The sequence below is a fragment of the Streptosporangium sp. NPDC050148 genome (genome assembly GCF_055586505.1).
On record NZ_JBVJIA010000009.1, the window covers coordinates 256,839 to 280,273 of the forward strand.

Here is a 23,435-nt window from a genome sequence, read left to right on the forward strand (position 1 = left end):
GAGGCTCAGGACTCACCCGAGGTGAGCGAGGTGTACTCCTCCGGCGACAGCAGGTCGTCGGCGGAGCCCTCCAGTCGGATGCGGAACAGCCATCCCTCCCCGTAGGGGTCGCCGTTGACCAGCGAGGGGTCGTCCACGACGGCCTGGTTGACCTCGACGACCTCACCGCCGACCGGCGCGAAGATGTCGCTCACCGACTTGGTCGACTCCACCTCGCCGACGGTGTCGCCGGCGGTGACCGTGCTGCCGACCTCGGGGAGGATCTGCACGTAGACCACGTCCCCCAGCGCCTCGGCCGCGTAGGCGGTGATCCCCACGGTGAGGGTCAGGCCGTCATCCACTCCGGAGACCCACTCGTGTTCCTTGGTGTAGTGCAGGTCCTCGGGAATGCTGCTCATTTTGTCCTCCTGTAGAAAGGCAGTGCGACGACCTCGACCGGTTCGCGGCTGCCCCGGATGTCGACGGCCAGTCCCGACGCCAGGCCGTTGTCCACGTAGGCCATGGCGATGGGCCTGCCCAGCGACTGCGAGGGGGCCCCGCTGGTGACCTCCCCGACGACCGTGCCGTCGGCGGCGACCACCACCGGGTACCCGTGCCGGGGCACCCTGCGGCCGCTCGTGACCAGGCCGACCAGGCGGCGGCCCGGCGGGACGTCCCTGAGGGGTTCGAGGGCGGCCCGGCCGACGAAGTCGCCCGGCTTGTCAAACCTCACCACACGGCCCAGCCCGGCGTCGAACGGAGTCAGCTCGGCCGACAGCTCGTTGCCGTAGAGCGGCATGCCCGCCTCCAGACGGAGGGTGTCGCGCGCGGACAGGCCCGCCGGGACCAGCCCGTGCGGCGCGCCCGCCTCGCTGAGGGCGCACCAGATCGCCTCGGCGTCCTCGGCCGCGACGAACAGCTCGAACCCGTCCTCGCCGGTGTACCCGGTACGGGCGATGAGGGCCTCGTGGCCCGCGACCACGGCGGGCAGACCCGCGTAGTACTTCAGCCCGTCCAGGTCGGCCTCGGTGAGACCGGCCAGGATCTCCGCCGAGCGCGGGCCCTGGATCGCGACCAGCGCGTACCGTTCGGAACGGTCGTCGACCGCGGCGTCGAAGCCCTTGGCGCGGCCGGTCAGCTCGGCGGCCACCCGCGGGTAGTTGGACGCGTTGGCGACGACCATGAACTCGGCGGGGGCCAGCCGGTAGACGATCAGGTCGTCCAGCACGCCGCCCCCGGCGTCGACGATCATCGTGTAGCGGGCGCGGCCGGGCTCCAGCGCGGACAGGTGGCCGACCAGCGCGTAGTCGAGGGCCTCGGCGGCCTGCGGACCGGTCACGAAGATCTCGCCCATGTGGGAGAGGTCGAACAGGCCGGCCGCCCGGCGGACCGCGTTGTGCTCGGTGGACTCACTGCCGTAGCGGAGCGGCATCAGCCATCCCGCGAAGTCGGTCAGCGTCGCGCCGAGGGCCTCGTGGACGCCGCGCAACGGCGTAGGTCGGGACATGTGCGCACCTCAGGCAGGGGACAGATGAGATCATCCTCCCCCTCTGTCATGGGTGCCTGAGAGTTTCATCCGGTTTTTGCCGGACTTTCACCTTCGGCGAGGCCACGGGGCCTGCTTTCCAGAGAGCACCTACCCGCACGGTCCTTTGCCTTGAGAGGTTCGCGGGGAGGGCTTGCTCCTTCAGGGGTCCTGGCCTGGATGTCAGGACGCTCTCCCGCACGGGATTCATCGGTGTCACCGCCAGCCTAACCGCCCGCACCGGCCGAGCGGAATCCCCCGCCGCCCTCGCCGGTGGGCCCGGCTCGAAGGCCGGTCAGGCGGTGTGCCGGACCAGGGCCTCGAACAGGGCCGACTCGTCGTCGGCCTCGGGGTGCCACTGGACGGCGACGGCGAACGGGTGCTCGTCCAGCTCCACGGCCTCGATCGTGCCGTCCTCGGAGTGGGCGGTCACGGTCAGGCCCTCGCCCGGCCGGTCCAGGGCCTGGTGGTGGTAGTGGGCCACGTCCACGGTCTCGGTGCCGAAGATCTTCGAGGTCCGGCTGCCGGGGGCCAGGCGCACCGGCATCCTGCCGTGGCTCCCGGGGGCCGGGGCGTGCCCGGAGTGACCGACCACGTCGGGCAGGTGCTGGTGCAGGGTGCCGCCCAGGGCGACGTTGAGGATCTGCATGCCCCGGCAGACCCCCAGGAAGGGCAGCCCCCGCTCCAGCGCCGCCCGGACCAGGCCCAGCTCGGCGTCGTCGCGGAACGGCCGCACGTATCCGGTCCTCGCGTGCGGCTCCTGGCCGTACCGCTCCGGGCCGACGTCACCGCCACCGGCCAGGATCAGCCCGTCCAGCCGCTCCACCAGCGGCGCGGGGTCACCGGCCGGGGGCACGATCACCGGCTGCCCGCCCGCGCGGGCCACATGGTCGACGTAGTCGTAGGGCAGCAGCGCCGTCGTCACCTCCCAGACGGTGAACCGGGCGGGCTCGACGTAGCAGGTGATGCCGATGACGGGACGGGACATGATCTCTTGCCTTGCCTTGCCTTGCCTTGCCTTGCCTTGCTCTCACGGGGCCGGGCCCGGTGGCTGCGGGCCCGGCCGGGACTCCCCTACAGCGGGGTGACGTACGCGCCGGAGATGCCTCCGTCCACCAGGAACTCCGAGCCGGTGATGAAGCTGGCGTCGTCCGAGGCCAGGAACGCCACCGCGGCGGCGATCTCCGACGCCTCGGCGAAGCGCCCCAGCGGGACGTGCACCAGGCGGCGCTGGGCCCGCTCGGGGTCCTTGGCGAACAGCTCCCGCAGCAGCGGCGTGTTCACCGGCCCCGGGCAGAGCGCGTTGACCCGGATGCCCTCGCGGGCGAACTGCACGCCCAGCTCGCGCGACATGGCCAGCACCCCGCCCTTGGAGGCGGTGTAGGAGATCTGGCTGGTCGCCGAGCCCATCACGGCCACGAACGACGCGGTGTTGACGATCGAGCCCTTGCCCTGGCGCCGCATGTACGGGATGACGTGCTTGCAGCACAGGTAGACCGAGGTGAGGTTGACCTCCTGGACCCGGCGCCAGGCGTCGATGCCGGTCTCCAGGATCGAGTCGTCGTCCGGCGGCGAGATGCCCGCGTTGTTGAACGCGACGTCCACGCTGCCGTAGGTGTCGAACGCGGTGGCGAACACCCGGGCGACGTCGTCCTCGTCGGTCACGTCGGCCCTCACGAACAGCCCGCCGACCTCGGCGGCGGCGGCCCGGCCGGTCTCCTCGTCCAGGTCCACGCAGACGACGCGGGCGCCCTCCTCGGCGAACCGGCGCGCGGTGGCCAGGCCGATCCCGCTTCCGGCGCCGGTGATCACGGTCACCCGGTCCTGCAGACGCTGCATCGTTCTACTCCTCCTCGGAGATGAAGACGTTCTTGGTCTCGGTGAACGCCGCCAGCGCGTCCGGCCCCAGCTCACGGCCGAGCCCCGACTGCTTGAAGCCACCGAACGGCGTCCAGTAGCGGACGCTGGAGTGCGAGTTCACGCTGAGGTTGCCCGCCTCGACGGCCCTGGCCACCCGCAGCGCCCGGCCGACGTCACGGGTCCAGACGGACCCGCTCAGCCCGTACGGGGTGTCGTTGGCGATCCGTACCGCGTCGGCCTCGTCGTCGAACGGCACCACCGACACCACCGGCCCGAAGATCTCCTCGGTGAACGCCCGGTCGCCGGTCGAGCGCGGCGTCAGGACGGTCGCCGGGTACCAGAACCCCGGCCCGTCGGGGCAGGAGCCCCGCAGGTGGGGCTCCTCGGTGACGTAGGAGGCGACCCGCTCGCGGTGCTCGGAACTGATCAGCGGGCCCATCTCGGTGCCCTCGTCGCGCGGGTCGCCGACCCGCACGCCCAGCACCGCCTCGCCGAACCGGGCCAGGAACTCCTCGTACGCGCTCCGCTCGACCAGGATCCGGGAGCGCGCGCAGCAGTCCTGGCCGGCGTTGTCGAACACCGCGTACGGCGCGGTCGCCGCGGCCCGCTCCAGGTCGGCGTCGGCGAAGACCACGTTGGCGCTCTTGCCGCCCATCTCCAGCGTGAGCCTCTTGACCTGACCGGCGCAGACGGCGGCGATCTCCTTGCCCACCTCGGTCGACCCGGTGAACACGATCTTCGACACGCCGGGGTGCTCGACCAGCCGGGCGCCCGCGACCTCCCCGGCGCCGGGCAGGACCTGCAGCACCCCCTCGGGCAGGCCCGCGGCCAGCGCCAGCTCGGCCACCCGCAGCGCGGTCAGCGGCGTCCACTCGGCGGGCTTGACGATCACCGTGTTGCCCGCGGCCAGTGCCGGGGCGACGCCCCAGGTCATGATGACCATCGGGAAGTTCCACGGCACGATCACGCCGACCACGCCCAGCGGCTCCCTGAACGTGACGTCCAGCCCGCCGGGCACCGGGATCTGCAGGCCGTGGTTGCGTTCCGGCGCCCCGGCGTAGAAGTCGAGCACGTCGGCGACGTTGCCCGCCTCCCAGCGGGCGTTGCCGATCGTGTGCCCGGAGTTGGCGACCTCCAGCCCGGCCAGTTCCTCGGCGTGCTCGCGCACCAGCGCGGCGAAGCGGCGCAGCAGCCGGGCACGGTCGGAGGGGGAGACCCTCCGCCAGTCCGCGTAGGCGCGACCGGCGCGCTCCACCGCCCTGTCGATCTCCGCGGCGTCCGCGGGCTCGATGTCGGCGAGCACCTCTTCGGTCGCCGGATTGATGATCTTCACGTTCACATCCGTTCGAATCCCCGGAACAGCTCCCAGTCGGTCACGGCCGCGTCGAAGGCGGCCAGCTCGACCCGGGCGTTGTTCGCGTAGTGGGACACCACGTCCTCCCCGAAGGCGTCCCGGGCGAAGGAGGAGCCCTCCCAGAGCCCCAGCGCGTCCCGCAGCGTGTGCGGGACCGTCTCCGCCCCTGAGGAGTAGGCGTTCCCCTCGAACGCGTCCTCAAGCGGCAGCTCGTTCTCGATGCCGTGCAGCCCGGCCGCGATCAGCGCCGAGACGGCCAGGTAGGGGTTGACGTCGCCGCCGGGCACCCGGTTCTCGATCCGCAGCGACGGGCCGTGGCCGACCAGGCGGAGCGCGCAGGTCCTGTTGTCCACCCCCCACTTGACCGCGGTGGGGGCGAAGCTGCCGGGGACGTAGCGCTTGTAGGAGTTGACGTTCGGCGCGTACAGCAGGGTCAGCTCGCGCATCAGGGCCAGCTGGCCCGCGATGAAGTGCTCACCGACGGCCGACAGGCCGTGCCGCCCCGACCCGGCCATGACCGGCTCCCCGCCCTCGTCCCGCAGCGAGATGTGGATGTGGCAGGAGTTGCCCTCGCGGTGGTTGGGCTTGGCCATGAAGGTGATCGACATGCCCTCCTGGGAGGCGATCTCCTTGGCCCCGTTCTTGTAGATCGAGTGGTCGTCACAGGCGGCCAGGGCGTCGCCGAAGCGGAAGGCGATCTCGTGCTGGCCCAGGTTGCACTCGCCCTTGGCGGACTCGACGTACATCCCGGCGCCCTCCATGCCGAGCCTGATCCGGCGCAGCAGCGGCTCGACGCGGGCGGTGCCGAGGAGGGAGTAGTCGACGTTGTAGAGGTTGGCGGGGGTCAGGTCCCGGTACCCGCGGCGCCAGGCGTCCTCGTAGGTGTCGGCGAAGACGACGAACTCCAGCTCGGTCCCGACGAACGCGCCCCAGCCCCGCCCGGCCAGCCGGTCGAGCTGGCGGCGCAGGATCTGACGCGGCGAGGCGGTCACGTCGGAGCCGTCCTCCCAGAGCAGGTCGGCCATCACCAGGGCCGTCCCGTCCTGCCACGGCACGCGGCGCAGGGTGGGCAGGTCGGGCTTCATGGTGAAGTCCCCGTACCCCCGCTCCCAGGAGGACATCGCGTAACCGTCGACCGTGTTCATGTCCACGTCGACCGCCAGCAGGTAGTTGCACCCCTCCGAGGCGTGCCCCAGCACCTCCTCCAGGAAGTAACGGGCCGAGAGCCGCTTGCCCTGCAGGCGCCCCTGCATGTCGGCGACCGCCAGCAGCACGGTGTCGATCCGTCCCGCCCGCACCTCGTCGTGAAGCTCGTCGATGTCCACGCGCCCTCCTCGCCGGAGTCTTATTGGGCTAGTGTTAGACCATTGACGTGCAGCGGGGGGAGCCTTGTCAAGGCCCGGAGGTGAGATTTGGACGAGGTGTCGCGGCTGGTGACCGTGCTTCGGCCGGTACGCGCCGGAAACGCGTTCGAGGAGACCGTGGAGCGGCTGCTCCAGGTCATCAAACTGGGTCTGGTGACCGAGAAACTGCCGCCCGAGCGGGAACTCGCCGCCCAGCTGGGCATCAGCAGGGTCACCCTGCGCGAGGCCATCCGGGCGCTGCAGGACGCCGGCTATCTCAGCGTACGCCGTGGCAGGTACGGCGGCGCGTTCCTCACCTACGCCCCGCCGCGCCCGCGCCAGGAGGACGAGCTGCGCCGGGCCGTCGTGGACATGGGCACCGACGACCTGGAGGACGCCCTGACCTTCAGGATGGCCGTGGAGTGCGGAGCCGCCCAGGTGCTCGCCACCACCGAGCTGACCCGGGAGCGCCGCGACACCCTGCGGGAGCGGCTGCAGGCGGTCAACTCGGCCGGCCCCGACGACTACCGCCACCTCGACACGGCCTTCCACCTGGCCATCGCCGAGCTGACCGGCTCGGCCCTGCTGACCGCCTCCTGCGCCGACGCTCGGCTGCGGATCACCGACCTGCTCGACGCGATCCCGATCCTGCAGCGCAACATCGAGCACGCCGGGGTCCAGCACGCGGCGATCGTGGCCGCCATCCTGGCCCGGGACCCCGAGGCCGCGCGCCGGGCCGTGGCCGAGCACCTGGAGGGCACCGGCGCCCTGCTGCGCGGTTTCCTCTCCTGACGCGAGAGTTTCTCGCATAGCCTGATGAGTCGGTGGGAGATTTGTTCCAAGAAAGGATCATGGACACAGGACGGCTGCCGCTGTTCTGTTTCTTCGTCGCGCTGATCGCCGTCTTCCTGTTCACCAGGGCCAACGTCCGGCTCATCCGGGCCAGGGTCGGCTGGTTCCGCAACGTGAGCGTCGGCGAGATGCACATCCACCACGTGGTGTTCGGCGTGGTGCTGACCCTGCTGGGCGGGGTCGCGGGCCTCATCGTCTCGGGGGTGTCCGACGGCTGGTACGCGGTGACCGCGGCCGTCTTCGGCGCCGGGGCCGCCCTGATCCTCGACGAGTTCGCGCTCATCCTGCACCTGCGCGACGTCTACTGGGAGGAGGAGGGCCGCGCCTCGGTCGACGCGGTGTTCATGGCCGTCGCGATCACCGGCCTGCTCCTGGTCGGCCTGCGCCCCCTGGGCTGGGGGGACTCCGACGGCACCACGCCGGACGCCTGGCTGACCGCCGGCCTCATCGTGGTCAATCTCGGGCTCGCCGTGATCACCCTGCTCAAGGGCAAGCTCTGGACGGGGCTGGCCGGGTTGTTCGTGCCGATCCTGCTGGTGCCCGGAGCCGTGCGGCTGGCCCGGCCCGGGTCGCCCTGGGCCCACTGGTTCCTCGCCCCCGGCGCCCGGCACCCGCGCCCGGCCAAGATGGCCAGGGCCGAGCGCCGCGAGGAACGCTGGCGCCGCCCGGTGATCCGGGCCAAGATCTCCTTTCAGGAGTTCCTCTCCGGCCGCCATGACCTGCCCTCCACCCGCCGCCGCTCCCGCCGCTGAACCGCGCACGGACGCGTGAGCGCGGGACGGCGCGTGAGCGCGGGACGGCGCGGGACGGCTCGGGGGCGCGGGACGGCGCGCTTGCCGGTACCCGCGCGCCGAGGACGGGCATACTGGGGAACGTGAGTACGCTTCCTTCCCGCTGGGACGGCGTGGAACAGCGCGTCCCCGAATCGCTGGCCGACCTGCGCGGCCCGGCGACCGGGAAGGTCGCCCTGCCCGGGCACCTGGGCTGGTCCGGGCTGACGGAGTACGACCTGGTCAACCCGCTGTTGCGGATGAGCCTGTATCGCACGGTCATCACCGGGGGCGGCCGTTCCGACGCCGAGTCCTACCTCAACGCCGACCTGCTGCTGGCCGACTGGCCGACCCTGCGCCGGGGCATCGGGCCGAGCTACCGCAGGGCCTGGGAGACCAAGATCAGCGCTCTGGGGTACGGGACCGGGGCGCCGGGGTGGCCGCGGTGATCCTGCCCCCCTTCCAGCAGCGGATGCTGGAGGCCGCGCTCCCCGCCTGTGCCCGGTTCGGGCTGGTCCTGGCAGGCGGTTACGCGATGAACGCCCACGGGTTCACCGAACGGCCGAGCAACGACCTCGACTTCGCCACCGCCGCCGAGACGCCGCTTCCCGAGGTCGCCGAGGGCATGGCCGAGGCGTTCCGGCAGGCCGGGCTGGAGGTCACCCTGACGGAGGTGACGCCCAGGATGGGCCGCCTCGTGGTCAGCGACCCGGTGACCGAGCAGAGCTGCGAGTTCGACCTGCTCAGGGAGGCGTTCCAGCAGCAGCCCGTGATCGTCGGCGACGTCTCCGTCGTCTCCCTGGACGACGCGGTCGGCCTGAAGATGCGGGCCCTGCACGAGCGCAGCCTGGCCCGCGACGTCATCGACATCGCCTCGGTCTCCCACCTGTACGGCTTCCGCGAGCTGGAGCACCTCGCCCGGCTGCACAACGAGGAGTTCTCGATCGCCGAGCTGGTGATGCGGCTGGAGTTCGTCGACCTCATCGCCGACGAGGACTTCGAGGCCTACGGCGTGGACGGCGAGCGGATCGCCGAGATCCGCCGGTTCGTCCGTGCCTGGGTGGAGGACATCGGCCTGCGCCGCGCCGAGGAGGGCGACGTGGAGTACGACGACGTTCCCGACCCGGACTGAGGCGCGCTCCCCGGCCGGGGGCGCGGAGCGGGCCCGGGACGCCGCGTCACCGCATCACCGCATCGGCGGATCGGCGGATCGGCGGTGAGTTCTGGGACCCGGGTGAGAGGGGAAGGTTCGTGTGACGCATACTCGGTCCCGTTCCGGGCAGTCGAAGGTCCTCTCTGCCGAAGGAGTGCTGATCATGGGTCTCATGGAGAAGCTCAACCTGCGCGAAATGAAGGCCAAGGCCAAGCGGAAGCTGGGCAGCCGGACGGGGAACCGTCGTCTGGTGGCCGAGGCGAGGACCGAAGAGGCCGAGGCGAAGCTTCTGAAGACCCAGGACGAGATCCTGGACACCGTCGCGGAGATGCGTAAGGAGTACGGCGCCCGCCGCCGCTGACCCCCGCCCGCCGCACCGGCCACCGGTGTCCCGCCGACGGGCTCATCTCGGAGCCGACTCCGCGTCGGCGGGACACCGGCATCAGGCGGCCACCGGGCGGCCCGGGTCGTGATCCGGCCCGCCCGCCCTTCACGAGCCCCGGCCGTCCTTCACGAGCCCCGGCCGTCCTTCACGAGCCCCGGCCGCCCCGAGCCCGCCTTTCCCGGGTGTGTCCCGGACGCCGCGACGGCCCACGGGACCCGCGAACCCACGGGACCGCGACGGTCCACGGGCCACCGTCATGCTCAGGGCCCGCGAGGGCCCGGTTCCACCGACATCACCGGTGACCTCACCGGCGGCCCGCTCCGGTCTCACGAACCGCGACCCCCGGCCTCCTCCACCGCGAGCTCTGGCCTCTCCACCACGAGCCCCGGCCGTTCCGGCCGCGCCCGCCCGGCCCCTCCCGCGCCCGGCCTCGCCCATGCCCCCGGCTTCTTCGGCGTCAGGCCGGTGAGCCCCTCCCGCTCTGGCCTCCGCGCCGGACGCCCGGCCTTTCGTGGATCACGCCGTTCCGGCGGACCACCGCCCCCGCACACCTCGCCCTGCCGCATCCCCGACCCGTGCCGACCCGTGCCGATCTGTACCGATCCGTGCTGGCCCGTATCGATCCGTATCGACCCGTGCCGATCCGGCGAGCACCGGGCACCGGGCACCGCGCCTCCTCTCACCCTCTCCCGTCAACCCAAATTGACAGCGATCGCTCCGTCAACTTATGTTGACATCATCGATTCCCGATCACGGGACAGCGACGAGACGCCCGGAGTGAGCGCATGCGCGGTAGACAAGAAGAACGGCCAAAGACCGATCATGTCGTTTCGGAGGGGATCGCATTGCCCACGACCGCGTCCTGGCGGCTGCTGTTCGCCTACGTACGGCCGCACCGCGGGGCACTGCTGCTGGGCGGGACGCTCACCCTGGTCGGCTCGCTGGCCGGGCTCGCGATGCCGCTGCTGGCCAAGGCGGTCATCGACGCCTTCGGCGAGCAGGGCTCCCTGCTCGGCCCGGTGCTGGGCCTGACCGCCGCCGTGCTCGCGGGCGCGGCCATCGGCGCGCTGGGCAACTACGTGATGGAACGGATGGGCGAGGGCATCGTCTTCTCGGCCCGCCGCCGCCTGGTCGACCGGATCCTGCGGCTGCGGGTGCCGGAGGTCGACCGGCTCAAACCGGGGGACCTGATGTCCCGGGTGACCTCCGACACCACGCTGATGCGGGCGGTGTTCACCAACGGCGTGGTCGAGATGATCAGCTCGGTGTTCATGCTGGTCGGCGCCATCGTGCTGATGGCGATCATGGACGGGATGCTGCTCCTCATCACGCTCGGCGTGCTGGTCGTGGTCGGCGGGATGGTCGGCCTGATCATGCCCCGTATCCGGGAGGCGTCCGTCCAGGCGCAGGCCGCGGTCGGTGAGATGGGCGCGGTCCTGGACCGGGTGCTCCAGGCGTTCCGCACGGTCAAGGCCAGCGGCGCCGAGGCGCGGGAGATCGCCACGGTCGGCGTGGCGGCCCGGGAGGCGCGCGACCGGGGGATCGCCGTCGCCTGGCTGAACTCCATCGCCGGCATCTCGGCGTGGGTCTCCGCGCAGCTCGCCTTCGTGGCCGTGCTCGGCGTGGGCGGCGCCCGGGTGGCCTCCGGCTCGCTGGAGGTCTCCTCCCTGATCGCCTTCCTGCTCTACCTGTTCTACCTGGTGGCCCCCATCGGGCAGCTCGTCCAGGGCGTCACGCAGCTGCAGAACGGCCTGGCCGCGGCCGAGCGGATCCGCGAGATCGAGGAGCTTCCCGGCGAGGTGGCCGACGGTGCCGTCTACCGGGCCGGGGGCAGTCCCGCCGGGGTCGTCTTCGAGAACGTGGCCTTCCGCTACGGCGACGACAGGCCGGTCGTGCACGACGACGTCTCCTTCGAGGTGCCCGCGGGCGGCCTGACCGCCCTGGTGGGACCGTCCGGGGCGGGCAAGTCCACGGTCTTCTCCCTGCTGGAGAGGTTCTACGAGCGCCAGGCCGGGTCGATCAGGATCGACGGCCGCGACATCGACGACTGGCCGCTGGCCGAGCTGCGCGCCTGCCTCGGCTACGTCGAGCAGGACGCGCCGGTCCTGGACGGCACGCTCAGGGAGAACCTCGTCTTCGCCGCGCCGGACGTGGACGAGGCCGACATCTGGCGGGTGCTCGCCCGCACCCACCTGGAGGACCTGGTGTCCCGCCTCCCCGAGGGGCTGGACACCCGGGTCGGGCATCGCGGGATCATGCTCTCCGGCGGTGAGCGGCAGCGGGTCGCGATCGCCCGGGCCCTGCTGCGCGGCCCCCGGCTGCTCCTGCTGGACGAGGCCACCTCCCAGCTCGACGCGGTCAACGAGCTGCGGCTGCGCGAGGTGATCGCGGAGGTGGCGGCGGAGACGACCGTGCTGGTGATCGCCCACCGCCTCTCCACGGTGACCGGCGCCGGCCGGATCGTGGTCATGGAGGCGGGCCGGGTGCGGGCCGTGGGCACCCACGACGAGCTGCTCGCCGACGACGCCCTGTACCGCGAGCTGGCCGCCACCCAGTTCCTGCTGCCCACCTGACCGCGCCCACGGCGGGTGAACGCATCGCACGGTCACCGGCTCGATTGGGCAAATTCATATCCTTCCCAAGGAATAACGCTCGTGTGGGCCCGGTGGACTGATTCGCCGTCCGGTGAATCGGGCATCCCGCCAGTGCGAAGCCTCTCCTTCGCACCGGGGCGCCCATCGGGCGCGCGCCGCATTCGATCTCCCGACCCCGTCCGTGCGGGACGAGAGCCGGGGCGTGACGATCGTTACGGCCACCACCAGGGGTGTCGTGGGCGCGCTGCCCGCGGCACCCCGTCCTCCGGGTTGACCCGCGGTCCCCGCGTGGCCAAGTATGAATGCGTTCATTCATCTCCGATGGGGAGGTCGGGCATGACCGGCAGCAGGGTTGTGCGCGCGCCGCGCGGTACCACGCTCACCGCCAAGGGGTGGCCGCAGGAGGCCGCGCTCCGCATGATCCAGAACAACCTGGACCCCGAGGTCGCCGAGCATCCCGAGGAGCTCGTCGTCTACGGCGGCTCGGGCAAGGCCGCCCGTGACTGGCGGTCCTTCGACGCGATCACACGAACCCTGACCACCCTGGAGGGCGACGAGACGCTGCTGGTGCAGTCCGGCCGTCCCGTCGGCGTGTTCCGTACCCACGAGTGGGCCCCGCGGGTGCTCATCGCCAACTCCAACCTGGTGCCCGACTGGGCGAACTGGGAGGAGTTCCGGCGGCTGGAGGTCGCCGGGCTCACCATGTACGGGCAGATGACCGCGGGTTCGTGGATCTACATCGGCACCCAGGGCATCCTGCAGGGCACCTACGAGACCTTCGGCGCCGTCGCCGCCAAGCGGTTCGGCGGCAGCCTGGCCGGGACGATCACGCTGACCGCCGGGCTGGGCGGCATGGGCGGCGCCCAGCCGCTGGCCGTGACCATGAACGGCGGCGTGGTGATCTGCGTCGACTGCGACCCCCGGTCGATCGACCGGCGTATCGAGCACCGCTACCTGGACGTCCGCGCCGCCGACCTGGACGAGGCGCTGCGCCTGGCGTACGACGCCCGCGACCGGCGCGAGCCGCTGAGCATCGGGGTGGAGGGCAACGCGGCCGAGATCGTGCCCGAGCTGCTGCGCAGGGGCGCCGAGATCGACGTCGTCACCGACCAGACCTCGGCCCACGACCCGCTGATGTACCTGCCGGCCGGGATCGCCTTCGAGGACATGGCCGACGAGCGCGCCAAGGACCCGGCCGGTTTCACCCTCCGGGCCCGCGAGTCGATGGCCGCGCACGTGGAGGCCATGGTCGGCTTCCAGGACGCCGGGGCCGAGGTCTTCGACTACGGCAACTCGATCCGGGGGGAGGCGCGGCTCGCGGGCTACACCCGCGCGTTCGACTTCCCCGGCTTCGTGCCCGCCTACATCCGGCCGCTGTTCTGCGAGGGCAAGGGGCCGTTCCGCTGGGCCGCGCTGTCGGGGTCGGCCTCCGACATCGCCAGGACCGACCGGGCGATCCTGGAGCTGTTCCCCGACAACGAGCCGCTCGCCCGGTGGATCCGGCTCGCGGGGGAGAAGGTGCACTTCCAGGGCCTGCCCGCCCGCATCTGCTGGCTCGGCTACGGCGAGCGCCACCTGGCCGGGGAGCGGTTCAACGACATGGTCGCCTCCGGGGAGATCGAGGCCCCGCTGGTCATCGGCCGCGACCACCTCGACTGCGGGAGCGTCGCGAGCCCGTACCGGGAGACCGAGGGCATGGCCGACGGCTCCGACGCGATCGCCGACTGGCCGCTGCTGAACGCCATGCTCAACGTCGCCTCCGGTGCCGCGTGGGTCTCCATCCACCACGGCGGCGGGGTCGGCATCGGCCGCTCCATCCACGCCGGCCAGGTCACCGTCGCCGATGGCACCCGGCTCGGCGCGGAGAAGCTGGAGCGGGTCCTCACCAACGACCCCGGCACCGGCGTCGTCCGCCACGTCGACGCCGGGTACGACGAGGCCGTCACCGTGGCCTCCGAGCGGGGCGTGCGCGTCCCGATGCGCGAGTCCTGACCGTCCTGCCGGGGTGCCGCGTGCCCGGGGCCGGGCACACGGTGCCCCTCCGGCGTCCCGGCCGGGGACGGACGACGGCGGGACGGGGGAATGCCCGTGGTGCGTCGAGCGGTTGGAGGGGGCGTGGCGGACGGACTCGATCGGTTTCTGGAGGGGCGGCGGCTCTCGCCCGCGCAGCGGAGGATCGCGCGCTACCTGGGCGACCACCTGTCCGAGGCCATCTTCCTGTCCAGCGTGGAGCTGGCCGAGCGCGCCGGGGTGAGCCAGCCCTCGGTGACCAGGTTCGCGATGGTGCTCGGTTTCGCGGGCTACCCCGAGCTCAGGCAGGCGCTGCGCCCCCTGGTCGTGGGAGGGCGGAGCACGTCGCGGGCCAACGACCTGCAGGCCGCGATCGACGCGGAGATCGACAACCTGCGGAACGTACGCGAGACGCTGGGCGACCCCTCGGCCCTGGTGGAGCTGGGCACCCGGCTGGCCGGATGCGAGCCCCTGCCCGTGCTGGGCCTGCGGGTCTCCAGCGGGCTGGCCACCACGTTCGCCTACTTCGCCCGCAGGATCCATCCCGACGTCCGCCTGCTCACTCACGGCGGATCGGAACTGGCCGACGGCCTGCACGCCGCGCGCCGGGCGGGGGCGGGCTGGCTGCTCGCGGTGATCCTGCCCCGCTACCCGGCCGAGGCCGTGCAGGCCCTGCGCGACGCCCGTGACCTGGGCCTGCGGGTCGCCGTGATCACCGACCGGCCGGACGTGCCCTTCGAGGCCGACGTGATCCTGGCCGCCCCGGTGGGCGAGCGGCTCGTCTTCGACTCGCACGCCGCGCCGCTGGCCCTGGCCATGGTGCTGGTCGAGGCCATGGCCGACGCCGCGCCGCTGCGCACGCAGGCCCGGCTGGAGGAGTACGAGCGGATGACCGATCGGGCCGGGGTCTTCACCGAGCAGCTCGACTGATGGCGCGTCCCGGTGAGGATCCGCGCCGCTACCCCGCGAGCCGCTTCATCGAGGCGACCGACCAGCGCAGGCCGGCCGCGGACAGGACCAGGATGAGGCCGAACGCCAGCGGGATCGAGCCGTCGGCGAAGTCGCCGTCGAACAGAGCCCGGCCGGCCTCGACCGCGTGGTAGAGCGGGTTGAACTGCGCGACCACCCGCATCCAGTCGGGGGCCAGCGACATGGGCAGCATGATGCCGGTGAGCAGCATCAGCGGCATCGCGAAGAACTGCATGATCTGCGACATGCCGTTCTCGTCGCGCAACGCCAGCGCCGTGCCGTACGACAGGCCGGAGGCGAGCAGCCCGGTGGCGGCCATCAGCACCAGCATGAGCGCCAGCCCCGGCAGGCTGGCCCGCATGCCCATCAGCGTGGCCAGCGCGATCACCAGCAGGGCCTGGAGCACCAGCACGATCACGTCGCGCAGGGTGCGGCCGAGCACGATCGCGGGACGCCAGGCGGAGCTGACCGCGAGGCGTTCCAGATAGCCGTTGCGGATCTCGTTGATCATGCCGAAGCCCACGAAGAGCGAGCCGAACAGGGCGATCATCATCATCACGCCGGGGGTGAACATCCGCAGCGTGTCGGCCATGGTGCCGCCCGCGGTGGTGTTGGCCACCAGCGGTGCGAACAGGAGCAGGTACAGGACGGGCTGCATCAGGCCGAACAGCGGCCAGACCGGATTGCGCAGGGTGGTCCTGAGCTCATGACCCAGGAACAGCATCGTGTGTCGGAACATGGGGGTCCTCGTCGTTCAGTTCTCGTCGCGCAGAAAGCGGCCGGTGTGACGCAGGAACACGTCGTCGAGCGTGGCCCGGTCCAGGGAGATCGACCGGATCGGCAGCCCGGCGCCCTCCAGGAGGCGGAGCAGGGCGGGCAGGTTGTGCTCGCCGTCGTCGAGGTAGGCGCGCAGGACGTCGTCCTCCTCATGGATCTCCCTGACGTACGGCTCGGCGTCGAGGAGGACCCGCGCCTCGGGGGCCCGGTCGAGGCGCAGGGTGACGACGTCGCCCGCCACCTCCTTCTTGAGCTCGGCGGGGGTGCCCTCCGCGACGACGCGGCCGTGGTCGATGATGACGAGCCGGTCGCAGAGCGCGTCGGCCTCCTCCAGGTAGTGGGTGGTCAGCAGCACGCTGGTGCCCCGTTCGCGCAGGGCGCGCACCTCGTCCCACAGGTGGGCGCGGTTCTGCGGGTCCAGGCCGGTGGTGGGCTCGTCGAGGAAGAACAGCGGCGGGTGGTTGACCAGGCCGAGGGCGAGGGCGAACCTGCGCTTCTGGCCGCCGGACAGCGTCCGCACGGGGCGGTCGGCCAGCTCGGCCAGGTCGAAGGCGGCCAGGAGTTCCTCGCTGCGCGCCTTCGCCCGCGCGCGGGACATGCCGCCGATCCGGGCGGCGAGGATCAGGCCCTCGCGGCCGGGGGCGCTCTCGTCCACGCCGCCTCCCTGGCCGACGTAGCCGATCCTCTCCCGGACCCGGGCCGCCTCGGTGACCACGTCGTGGCCCGCCACCCGGGCGGTGCCGGAGGTGGGGGCCACGAGGGTGGCGAGCATCCGGATCGTGGTGGTCTTGCCCGCGCCGTTGGGGCCGAGGAAGGCGAAGATCTCGCCCTCGGCGACGGACAGGTCGACGCCCTTGACGGCCTCGACCTCCTGGGTGCCGCCCCTGCCGCGTCGAGCGGTGAAGGTCTTGCGCAGGTCGTGCGCTTCGATGATCATGAATCTCCGTCGTGGGGGATGTGGGAGGGGCCCGGGAACGGGCGCGCGGACCCGGCCGGTTCTCCGGGCAGGCGGTCTTCCGGTCGTTCCGGTGGCGCGGGCGGGGCTCAGGGCAGCTTGCCGGACCTGACGTCGCCGACGGTCTCCTCGATCCAGTCGAGTTGTGCCTGGAACTGGCGGATGTTGAGCCGCAGGCACTCGTCGACGTGCCGGGGGGCTCCGTAGGCCTGCTTGCCGCCGAGGGCCCGTTCCATCATCGCGATGGACGCCCGCAGTTGCTCGATCCTCGCCTCCATGGCGTTGACCAGGTCGGCGGGGGGGAGCCGGTCCATGAAGGTGAGCGCGACCTGGAAGGGGTCGACGATCGGCTTCACGAACCACCAGCTGTTCATCAGCTGCTGGTGGAAGTCGGCCCGTCCGGCCTCGGTGACGCCGTAGACGGTCCTGCCGCCCCTGCCCTGCTCGACGACCTCCAGGAGTCCTTCCTCGGCCATCTTGGCCAGGCCGTGGTAGATCGAGCCGTAGGCCACGTTGGCCCAGGTGTCGGCGCCCCACAGTTCGAGGCGGCGCCGTACCTCGTAGCCGTGCAGCGGGCCGTCGAGCAGTACGCCGAGCAGCAGGGTCCGGGTGGAAGACATGCTCAAATTTGTATTCAAGTTTGAGTATGCTGTCAACATGCGAGAGATCAGACGTGACGATGACGGCGCCCTGCTGGGCTTCATCCGCCCCTCGGGCGAGGGGTGGGAGCCCCTGACCGTGTTCGGCTACCCGCTCGGAGAGCCCCGTCCTGAGGCCGACGCGCTGGAGGAGGTCCACCGGTCCGGGCTGGAGGTGCTGATGCGCCCCTGGCTGTTCCTGGAGGAGGGGGAGTGGTACCGGTGTGTGATCGTCGAGGCGGCGGCCGGCGTGGTCAGGGTCCGCCCCAACGACATCGGGTACCCGCGCGAGAACGTCCTCGCGGTGACGCTGGAGCGCCCGGGGCCCGAGACGTTCCGCCCCGAGTGATCCGGGCGGCCGGAGAGGACGACCGGTGGTCCGAGTAGGGTGATCGTCATGTCCGAACGCCCCGTCGCGCTGGTCACCGGCGCCTCCCGGGGGGTCGGCGCCGCGATCGCCCGCGCCCTGGCCCCCACCCACGACCTGCTGCTCGGCGGCCGTGACACCGGGGCGCTGGCCGCGGTGGCCTCCGGCCTGCCCGGCGCGCGTCCCTGGCCGGTGGAGCTCACCGCCGTCACCGAGGCCGACGTCGCCGACGTCGACCGGCTCGACGTCCTCGTGCACAGCGCGGGAGTGGTGACCCTGGGCCGCGTCGAGGAGACCCCGGCCGAGGTGTGGCGACGCACCATGGAGATCAACCTGATCGCGGTGGCCGAGCTGACCCGGCTGCTGCTCCCCGCGCTCCGCGCCACGGGCGGTCACGTGGTGCTGATCAACTCCGGGTCGGGGCAGCGGACCAGCCCCGGCTGGGGGTCGTACTCGGCCAGCAAGTACGCGCTGCGCGCCTTCGCCGACGTGCTCCGCCTGGAGGAGCCGGGCCTGCGGGTGACGACGATCTACCCGGGGCGGGTCGACACCGACATGCAGCGCGGGGTGCGCGACCAGGAGGGCGGCCCCTACCAGCCGGAGAAGTACCTGGACGCGGACTCGGTGGCCCGGGCGGCGCTGGCGGCCCTGACCGCGTCCCCCGACGCCCACGTCACCGAGATCACCGTCCGTCCCGCCGCGGGCCCGCCGAGCTGAGGGCGGCTCCCGGCCGTCGCGGCCTGTCCTGGCTCGTCCTGGCCGGGTACGGGCGGGACGAGCCGGGGCGGACGTCTTGCGGGCTCGCCAATGAATGAGTTCATTCACATAATGGGAGGGTGTTCGACGAGATGTGGGGTGCCATCGAGCACCTCGGACGTGACGACCGGACCCAGGGCTACCTGCGGGACGCGTGGTCGCCCGCCGATCTGGAGCTCCGCCTCTGGTTCGAGCAGGAGGCGGCCAGGCGCGGCCTCGACACCGCGCAGGACCGCAACGGCAACCTGTGGGCCTGGTGGGGCGACCCGTCGGCCCGGCCGGGAGTGGTCACCGGCAGCCATCTCGACTCGGTACGCCAGGGCGGCGCCTTCGACGGCCCCCTCGGCGTGGTGTCGGCCTTCGCCGCGCTCGACCTGCTGCGGGCCAAGGGCTTCCGGCCCGCCCGCCCGCTGGGGATCGCCTGCTTCACCGACGAGGAGGGCGCCCGCTTCGGCGTCCCGTGCATCGGCTCCCGCCTGCTGACCGGCGTCCTCGACCCCGACAGGGCCCGCTCACTGACCGACGACGAGGGCGACTCGCTGGCCGAGGTGCTGCGCCGTGCCGGGCGCGACCCCGCCGAGCTGGGCCGCGACGACGAGACCCTGCGGCACATCGGCGTCTTCGTCGAACTCCACGTCGAGCAGGGCCGGGACCTGGTCCACCGGGACGCGCCGGTCGGCGTCGCCTCGGCCATCTGGCCGCACGGCCGCTGGCGCTTCGACTTCCACGGCCAGGCCAACCACGCGGGCACCACCCGCCTGGCCGACCGCGACGACCCGATGCTGCCCTTCGCCCGTACCGTGCTGCACGCCCGCCAGGCCGCCGAGCGCGACGGCGGCGTCGTCGCCACCTTCGGCAGGACGCGCGTGTCGCCCAACAACGCCAACGCCGTCCCCGGCCTGGTGAGCGCCTGGCTGGACGCCAGGGGCGGCGACGAGGACGCGGTCAGGGCGCTGGTCGCCGAGGTCACCGAGTTCTCCGGGGCCGAGGTGACCGTCGAGTCCTGGACCCCGCTCGTCGACTTCGACGCGGCCCTGCGGGACCGGATCGCCGCCGTCGCCGGAGACGCCCCCGTCCTGGCGACCGGCGCCGGACACGACGCCGGGATCCTCGCGTCCGCGGGTGTGCCCAGCGCGATGGTGTTCGTCCGTAACCCGACGGGCATCTCCCACTCTCCGGAAGAACACGCCGAGAGGACGGACTGCCACGCCGGGGTCACCGTCCTCGCCGCCGTCCTGGAGGATCTGTGCGGGAACTGACCTACTGGTGCGAGCTGGCCTGGCTGCCACCGGGACGGGCGGTCGCGGGAGTGCTCGTCGCGGTCCGGGACACGGTGATCACCCGGATCGACACCGGCGTGCCGTCCCCGCCCCGCGGAGCCGTCCGGCTGGCGGGGCTGACCCTGCCGGGCCTGGCGAACGCCCACTCCCACGCCTTCCACCGCGCCCTGCGCGGGGTGACGCAGCGCGAGAGGGGCACCTTCTGGACCTGGCGCGAGCGCATGTACGCCGTGGCCGGGACGCTCGACCCCGACTCCTACCTCACCCTCGCCAGGGCGGTCTTCGCCGAGATGGCACTGGCCGGGATCACCTGCGTGGGGGAGTTCCACTACCTTCACCACGCCCCGGGCGGCAGGCCGTACGACGACCCGAACGTCATGGGACACGCCCTGATCCAGGCTGCGCGCGAGGCCGGGCTGCGCATCGCGCTGCTGGACGCCTGCTACCTGACCGGGGGCGCCGGCGTCCCGCTGAGCGGCGTCCAGCTCCGGTTCGGCGACGGCGACGCCGACCGGTGGGCCGCGCGGGTGGAGGAGCTCACGTCCCGCCACCGCGGGGAGCGGGACGTGGAGATCGGTGTGGCCGTGCACTCGGTCCGCGCCGTCCCGGCCGACCGGATCCACGTGGTGGCCGACGTCTCCAGGCGCCACGCCGTACCGCTGCACGCCCACGTCTCCGAGCAGCGGGCCGAGAACACCGCCTGCGAGGAGGCGTACGGGATGAGCCCGGTGCGGCTGCTGGAGACCCAGGGCGCCCTGGGGCCCCGCACGACCGCGGTGCACGCCACGCACCTGTCGGAGGCCGACATCGCGCTGCTCGCAGGCTCCGGCACCCGCGTGTGCATGTGCCCGACGACCGAGCGCGACCTCGCCGACGGCATCGGGCCCGCCAGGACGCTGTTCGACGCGGGATCGCCGATCACGCTCGGCTCGGACAGCCACTCGGTCGTCGACCTGTTCGAGGAGGCCCGCGCGGTCGAGCTGAACGAGCGGCTGGCCAGCGAGCGGCGCGGCCACTGGCCGGCCGCGGAGCTGCTGCACGCCGCCACGGCCGCCGGGCACGACTCGCTCGGCTTCCCCGGCGCGGGCGTGCTCGTCCCCGGCGCCTGGGCCGACCTGGTCTCGGTACGCCTGGACTCGCCCCGCACGGCCGGCGCCGACCCCGGGCACCTCGCCGAGACCGTGGTCTTCGCCGCCACCGCCGCCGACGTGCACTCCGTGGTCTCGGGCGGCCGTCACGTGGTCTCGGACGGACGGCACGTCCTGGGCGACGTCGGAGCCCTGCTCGCCGAGGCGATCGCCACGACACGACAGGAGAGCGCGTCATGAGGAGCGTCACAGACGGGGAACGGCCGTCCGGGAGCACGCTGTTCGACCGCATCGGGCTGCTCTACACGGGCGACCCCGCGCGGGAGGAGATCCACGACGCCGCACTGGTCGTCGAGGACGGCCACGTGGCATGGGTCGGGCACGCCGGATCGGCGCCCGAGGCCGACGAGCGGATCGACGTGGACGGCCGCTGCGTGATCCCGGGCTTCGTCGACAGCCACGCCCACCTCGTCTTCGCGGGCGACCGTACGGCCGAGTTCGCCGCCCGCATGACCGGCCGCCCCTACACCGCGGGCGGGATCCGCACCACGGTGTCGGCGACCCGCGCCGCCTCCGACGCCGAGCTGGTGGCGCGCACCGCCACGCTGGTCGCCGAGATGCTCGCGCAGGGGACGACCACGGTCGAGATCAAGAGCGGGTACGGCCTCACGGTCGAGGACGAGCGCCGCTGTCTGGAGATCGCGAGCGGGTTCACCCCGGAGACCACCTACCTGGGCGCGCACGTCGTCCCGCCGGACGCCCCCTCGGCCGAGGAGTACGTCCGCCTCGTCACCGGGGAGATGCTCAAGGCGTGCGCGCCGCACGCCCGCTGGGTCGACGTGTTCTGCGAGCGCGGCGCCTTCGACGCCGACCAGTCCGCGGAGATCCTGCGGGCCGGGATGCAGGCGGGGCTGATGCCGCGCGTCCACGCCAACCAGCTCGGCCCCGGGCCCGGGGTGCGCCTCGCCGCAGAGCTGGGCGCCGCCTCGGCCGACCACTGCACCCACCTGACCGACGACGACGTCTCGATCCTGGCCTCCTCGGGCGTGGTGGCCACCCTGCTCCCCGGTGCCGAGTTCTCCACCCGCTCCCCCTACCCGGACGCCCGCCGCCTGCTGGACGCCGGGGTGACGGTCGCGCTGGCCACCGACTGCAACCCGGGCTCCTCCTTCACCTCCTCCATGCCGTTCTGCGTGGCGCTGGCCGTCCGCGAGATGGGCATGACGCCGGTGGAGGCGATCAGGGCCGCCACCCACGGCGGAGCCGGGGCGCTGCGCCGCGGCGACGTCGGCACGCTGCGGGTCGGGACCCGGGGGGACCTGGTGATCCTGGACGCCCCGACGTACGTCCACCTCGCCTACCGGCCGGGAGTGCCGCTGGTGACGCAGGTGTGGAAAGAAGGCCGGCGCCTGGTCTGATCGACTTTCCCGGAGTGTCGGGGTATGGCGGGCATCCTCCCTGAGGAGGAAATCCAAAACCATTCTCCAGGCGTACTTCTTGAGGGAATCTTTGCCATGATCCGCCCGTTGAAAAGACAAGCGATGTGTCTTGACGCACGGGGCGTTGAACGAGCGGGTGGGCACGTCATAAGCAGGCGGAGCGAGGTGCCATCGGATGGCAAGGCCGACGGGGAATCGGACGCAGGATCAGCACGTCTCGGATCGGGACCTGCTCGGGACCTACCTGGCAGAGATCGGACGGGTGCCCCTGCTCACCGCGGAGCAGGAGGTCGAGCTCGCCAAGCGGATCGAGGCGGGCCTGTTCGCGGAGCAGTTGCTGGACGGTGGGTCGACGGAGCCGCGGATCGCGGACGCCGCCGATGAGGAGCTCGAACGGCTGGCGGTTTCCGGGCGACGGGCCAAGGACGAATTCATCCAGGCCAATCTACGTCTCGTGGTGGCCGTCGCGCGCAAATATTCCGGCCGGGGAATGCCGCTGATCGATCTGGTCCAGGAGGGGAACCTGGGGCTGGTCCGCGCCGTCGAGAAGTTCGACTACCGGCGCGGCTACAAGTTCTCGACCTACGCCACCTGGTGGATCCGGCAGTCCGTGGGGCGTGCCATCCACGAGCAGGCCCGCCCGGTGCGCCTGCCCACCCACGCCGGGGAGCAGATGACCAGGCTGATGCGGGTCCGGCGGGACATGCTGGCCGAGTTCGACCAGGAGCCGACCGACGCCGACCTCGCGGCGGTGCTGGAGCTGCCCATCGAGCGGGTGCGCGAGCTCCGGCGCTGGGCCTCCGACCCCGTCTCGCTGCAGCTGGGCGTGGGGGACGAGGACGAGACCGAGCTCGGGGACATGATCGCCGACGACACGTGGGCCGACCCCGAGCAGCAGGCCATGGACATCCTGGAGCGCGAGCGCCTGGAGGAGTGGCTGACCGGGCTGGAGGGGCAGACCCGGGAGATGCTCCGCTGGCGGTACGGCCTGATGGACGGTCGCGAGCACACGCTCACCGAGGTCGGCGAGCGCTATGGCATCGGCCGTGACCGCGCCCGGCGCATCGAGCGCGACGCGCTGGCCCGGCTGCGCAAGATGGCCACGGCCGCCTGAGCGGTTCCTGATCCGGCACGGTTCCTGTGGACCGTGCCGGATCTTTTTGTCTTACGGCTCTTGGGGTGGTCGTCGTTCTTGCGGTGCTGCGCTTGGGGGGCGTCGTTCTCGCGGTGCCGTTTCGCGATCGTGGTGGCCGGTGTTCGTGGCCGCTGCGGTGGGCGGGTGTTCCGGCCGGCCGTTCGGGTGGGGCTCTGGTGGTCTCGGCCTTCGGCCGTTCGGGCGCG

At 72.2% G+C, this 23,435-nt stretch carries 23 protein-coding genes and 2 riboswitches; of the genes, 14 read left to right on the top strand and 9 right to left on the bottom strand.

The genetic code is table 11. From position 1 onward, the window contains the following. Positions 1–5: 5 nt before the first annotated feature. The 6 genes from gcvH to ACZ6RT_RS13260 form a co-directional block, all read right to left on the bottom strand. Positions 6–398, bottom strand: a complete 393-nt coding sequence (gene gcvH / locus ACZ6RT_RS13235) for a glycine cleavage system protein GcvH (protein ID WP_399187364.1) — start codon at positions 396–398, stop codon at positions 6–8. Beyond that, the gene (gene gcvT / locus ACZ6RT_RS13240; RefSeq protein WP_399187363.1) at positions 395–1,486 is read right to left on the bottom strand and encodes a glycine cleavage system aminomethyltransferase GcvT; all 1,092 of its coding nucleotides are present in this window, start codon (positions 1,484–1,486) and stop codon (positions 395–397) included. The genes gcvH and gcvT overlap by 4 nt, the downstream gene beginning before the upstream one ends. Before the next feature lie 33 nt (positions 1,487–1,519). Beyond that, positions 1,520–1,614: riboswitch (glycine riboswitch) on the bottom strand. Next, positions 1,615–1,713: riboswitch (glycine riboswitch) on the bottom strand. Positions 1,714–1,799: 86 nt separating this feature from the next. Continuing rightward, entirely contained in the window at positions 1,800–2,492 is a 693-nt protein-coding gene (locus ACZ6RT_RS13245) for a gamma-glutamyl-gamma-aminobutyrate hydrolase family protein (RefSeq protein ID WP_470153582.1), read from the bottom strand. Positions 2,493–2,578: 86 nt separating this feature from the next. Next, positions 2,579–3,343 (bottom strand): 3-oxoacyl-ACP reductase, encoded by a 765-nt coding sequence (locus ACZ6RT_RS13250; RefSeq protein ID WP_344888134.1) that lies wholly within the window; start codon positions 3,341–3,343, stop codon positions 2,579–2,581. Positions 3,344–3,347: 4 nt separating this feature from the next. Next, a complete protein-coding gene (locus ACZ6RT_RS13255; RefSeq protein WP_399187359.1) occupies positions 3,348–4,697 on the bottom strand; it encodes an aldehyde dehydrogenase family protein in 1,350 nt (449 codons plus the stop codon). A 2-nt stretch (positions 4,698–4,699) separates the two neighbouring features. Further along, a complete protein-coding gene (locus tag ACZ6RT_RS13260; protein WP_399187357.1) occupies positions 4,700–6,043 on the bottom strand; it encodes a glutamine synthetase family protein in 1,344 nt (447 codons plus the stop codon). A gap of 87 nt (positions 6,044–6,130) precedes the next feature. On the opposite strand from ACZ6RT_RS13260, the gene ACZ6RT_RS13265 reads away from it, so the two are divergent. From ACZ6RT_RS13265 to ACZ6RT_RS13300, 8 genes are all read left to right on the top strand, one after another. Then, the gene (locus tag ACZ6RT_RS13265; RefSeq protein WP_470153584.1) at positions 6,131–6,853 is read left to right on the top strand and encodes a FadR/GntR family transcriptional regulator; all 723 of its coding nucleotides are present in this window, start codon (positions 6,131–6,133) and stop codon (positions 6,851–6,853) included. Between the two features lie 59 nt (positions 6,854–6,912). Further along, the gene (locus tag ACZ6RT_RS13270; RefSeq protein WP_470153586.1) at positions 6,913–7,665 is read left to right on the top strand and encodes a hypothetical protein; all 753 of its coding nucleotides are present in this window, start codon (positions 6,913–6,915) and stop codon (positions 7,663–7,665) included. Positions 7,666–7,787: 122 nt separating this feature from the next. After that, positions 7,788–8,132 carry a hypothetical protein gene (locus ACZ6RT_RS13275; protein ID WP_399187351.1) on the top strand — a complete coding sequence of 115 codons (345 nt, stop codon included), beginning with the start codon at positions 7,788–7,790 and terminating at the stop codon, positions 8,130–8,132. Next, positions 8,129–8,815, top strand: coding sequence for a nucleotidyl transferase AbiEii/AbiGii toxin family protein (locus ACZ6RT_RS13280; protein ID WP_399187349.1), 687 nt, complete (start codon positions 8,129–8,131; stop codon positions 8,813–8,815). Before ACZ6RT_RS13275 ends, ACZ6RT_RS13280 begins: the two co-directional genes overlap by 4 nt. A 193-nt stretch (positions 8,816–9,008) precedes the next feature. After that, on the top strand, positions 9,009–9,197 hold the full coding sequence (locus ACZ6RT_RS13285) for a hypothetical protein (RefSeq protein ID WP_399187347.1): 189 nt from the start codon (positions 9,009–9,011) through the stop codon (positions 9,195–9,197). 809 nt (positions 9,198–10,006) lie between these two features. Beyond that, positions 10,007–11,794, top strand: coding sequence for an ABC transporter ATP-binding protein (locus ACZ6RT_RS13290; RefSeq protein WP_399187345.1), 1,788 nt, complete (start codon positions 10,007–10,009; stop codon positions 11,792–11,794). A gap of 357 nt (positions 11,795–12,151) precedes the next feature. Then, on the top strand, positions 12,152–13,807 hold the full coding sequence (gene hutU, locus ACZ6RT_RS13295) for a urocanate hydratase (RefSeq protein WP_470153589.1): 1,656 nt from the start codon (positions 12,152–12,154) through the stop codon (positions 13,805–13,807). Positions 13,808–13,930: 123 nt separating this feature from the next. Beyond that, positions 13,931–14,755, top strand: a complete 825-nt coding sequence (locus ACZ6RT_RS13300) for a MurR/RpiR family transcriptional regulator (RefSeq protein ID WP_470153591.1) — start codon at positions 13,931–13,933, stop codon at positions 14,753–14,755. Between the two features lie 28 nt (positions 14,756–14,783). Here ACZ6RT_RS13300 and ACZ6RT_RS13305 read toward each other — a convergent pair whose 3' ends face one another. The 3 genes from ACZ6RT_RS13305 to ACZ6RT_RS13315 form a co-directional block, all read right to left on the bottom strand. Next, a complete protein-coding gene (locus tag ACZ6RT_RS13305) occupies positions 14,784–15,533 on the bottom strand; it encodes an ABC transporter permease (protein ID WP_399187339.1) in 750 nt (249 codons plus the stop codon). A 15-nt stretch (positions 15,534–15,548) separates the two neighbouring features. Continuing rightward, positions 15,549–16,508 (bottom strand): ATP-binding cassette domain-containing protein, encoded by a 960-nt coding sequence (locus ACZ6RT_RS13310; RefSeq protein ID WP_470153593.1) that lies wholly within the window; start codon positions 16,506–16,508, stop codon positions 15,549–15,551. Between the two features lie 107 nt (positions 16,509–16,615). After that, on the bottom strand, positions 16,616–17,146 hold the full coding sequence (locus tag ACZ6RT_RS13315) for a PadR family transcriptional regulator (RefSeq protein WP_470153594.1): 531 nt from the start codon (positions 17,144–17,146) through the stop codon (positions 16,616–16,618). A 37-nt stretch (positions 17,147–17,183) separates the two neighbouring features. Here ACZ6RT_RS13315 and ACZ6RT_RS13320 point away from each other — a divergent pair, with 37 nt between their 5' ends. From ACZ6RT_RS13320 to ACZ6RT_RS13345, 6 genes are all read left to right on the top strand, one after another. Further along, on the top strand, positions 17,184–17,513 hold the full coding sequence (locus ACZ6RT_RS13320) for a hypothetical protein (RefSeq protein ID WP_470153596.1): 330 nt from the start codon (positions 17,184–17,186) through the stop codon (positions 17,511–17,513). A 48-nt stretch (positions 17,514–17,561) separates the two neighbouring features. After that, the gene (locus ACZ6RT_RS13325; protein WP_399187331.1) at positions 17,562–18,248 is read left to right on the top strand and encodes an SDR family oxidoreductase; all 687 of its coding nucleotides are present in this window, start codon (positions 17,562–17,564) and stop codon (positions 18,246–18,248) included. A 131-nt stretch (positions 18,249–18,379) separates the two neighbouring features. Next, entirely contained in the window at positions 18,380–19,546 is a 1,167-nt protein-coding gene (locus ACZ6RT_RS13330) for an allantoate amidohydrolase (protein ID WP_470153609.1), read from the top strand. Beyond that, on the top strand, positions 19,534–20,895 hold the full coding sequence (locus ACZ6RT_RS13335) for a formimidoylglutamate deiminase (protein WP_470153598.1): 1,362 nt from the start codon (positions 19,534–19,536) through the stop codon (positions 20,893–20,895). Before ACZ6RT_RS13330 ends, ACZ6RT_RS13335 begins: the two co-directional genes overlap by 13 nt. Further along, positions 20,892–22,073, top strand: coding sequence for an imidazolonepropionase (gene hutI, locus ACZ6RT_RS13340; protein ID WP_470153600.1), 1,182 nt, complete (start codon positions 20,892–20,894; stop codon positions 22,071–22,073). Before ACZ6RT_RS13335 ends, hutI begins: the two co-directional genes overlap by 4 nt. Positions 22,074–22,269: 196 nt before the next feature. Further along, entirely contained in the window at positions 22,270–23,208 is a 939-nt protein-coding gene (locus ACZ6RT_RS13345) for a sigma-70 family RNA polymerase sigma factor (RefSeq protein WP_344888185.1), read from the top strand. The last annotated feature ends 227 nt before the right edge of the window (positions 23,209–23,435 follow it).

Coding starts and splice junctions, on each gene's coding strand:
- gcvH (WP_399187364.1), bottom strand. CDS start 398: ATGAGCAGCATTCCCGAGGACCTGCACTACACCAAGGAACACGAGTGG.
- gcvT (WP_399187363.1), bottom strand. CDS start 1,486: ATGTCCCGACCTACGCCGTTGCGCGGCGTCCACGAGGCCCTCGGCGCG.
- ACZ6RT_RS13245 (WP_470153582.1), bottom strand. CDS start 2,492: ATGTCCCGTCCCGTCATCGGCATCACCTGCTACGTCGAGCCCGCCCGG.
- ACZ6RT_RS13250 (WP_344888134.1), bottom strand. CDS start 3,343: ATGCAGCGTCTGCAGGACCGGGTGACCGTGATCACCGGCGCCGGAAGC.
- ACZ6RT_RS13270 (WP_470153586.1), top strand. CDS start 6,913: ATGGACACAGGACGGCTGCCGCTGTTCTGTTTCTTCGTCGCGCTGATC.
- ACZ6RT_RS13285 (WP_399187347.1), top strand. CDS start 9,009: ATGGAGAAGCTCAACCTGCGCGAAATGAAGGCCAAGGCCAAGCGGAAG.
- ACZ6RT_RS13290 (WP_399187345.1), top strand. CDS start 10,007: ATGCGCGGTAGACAAGAAGAACGGCCAAAGACCGATCATGTCGTTTCG.
- hutU (WP_470153589.1), top strand. CDS start 12,152: ATGACCGGCAGCAGGGTTGTGCGCGCGCCGCGCGGTACCACGCTCACC.
- ACZ6RT_RS13305 (WP_399187339.1), bottom strand. CDS start 15,533: ATGTTCCGACACACGATGCTGTTCCTGGGTCATGAGCTCAGGACCACC.
- ACZ6RT_RS13310 (WP_470153593.1), bottom strand. CDS start 16,508: ATGATCATCGAAGCGCACGACCTGCGCAAGACCTTCACCGCTCGACGC.
- ACZ6RT_RS13315 (WP_470153594.1), bottom strand. CDS start 17,146: ATGTCTTCCACCCGGACCCTGCTGCTCGGCGTACTGCTCGACGGCCCG.
- ACZ6RT_RS13320 (WP_470153596.1), top strand. CDS start 17,184: ATGCGAGAGATCAGACGTGACGATGACGGCGCCCTGCTGGGCTTCATC.
- ACZ6RT_RS13325 (WP_399187331.1), top strand. CDS start 17,562: ATGTCCGAACGCCCCGTCGCGCTGGTCACCGGCGCCTCCCGGGGGGTC.
- ACZ6RT_RS13330 (WP_470153609.1), top strand. CDS start 18,380: ATGTGGGGTGCCATCGAGCACCTCGGACGTGACGACCGGACCCAGGGC.
- hutI (WP_470153600.1), top strand. CDS start 20,892: ATGAGGAGCGTCACAGACGGGGAACGGCCGTCCGGGAGCACGCTGTTC.
- ACZ6RT_RS13345 (WP_344888185.1), top strand. CDS start 22,270: ATGGCAAGGCCGACGGGGAATCGGACGCAGGATCAGCACGTCTCGGAT.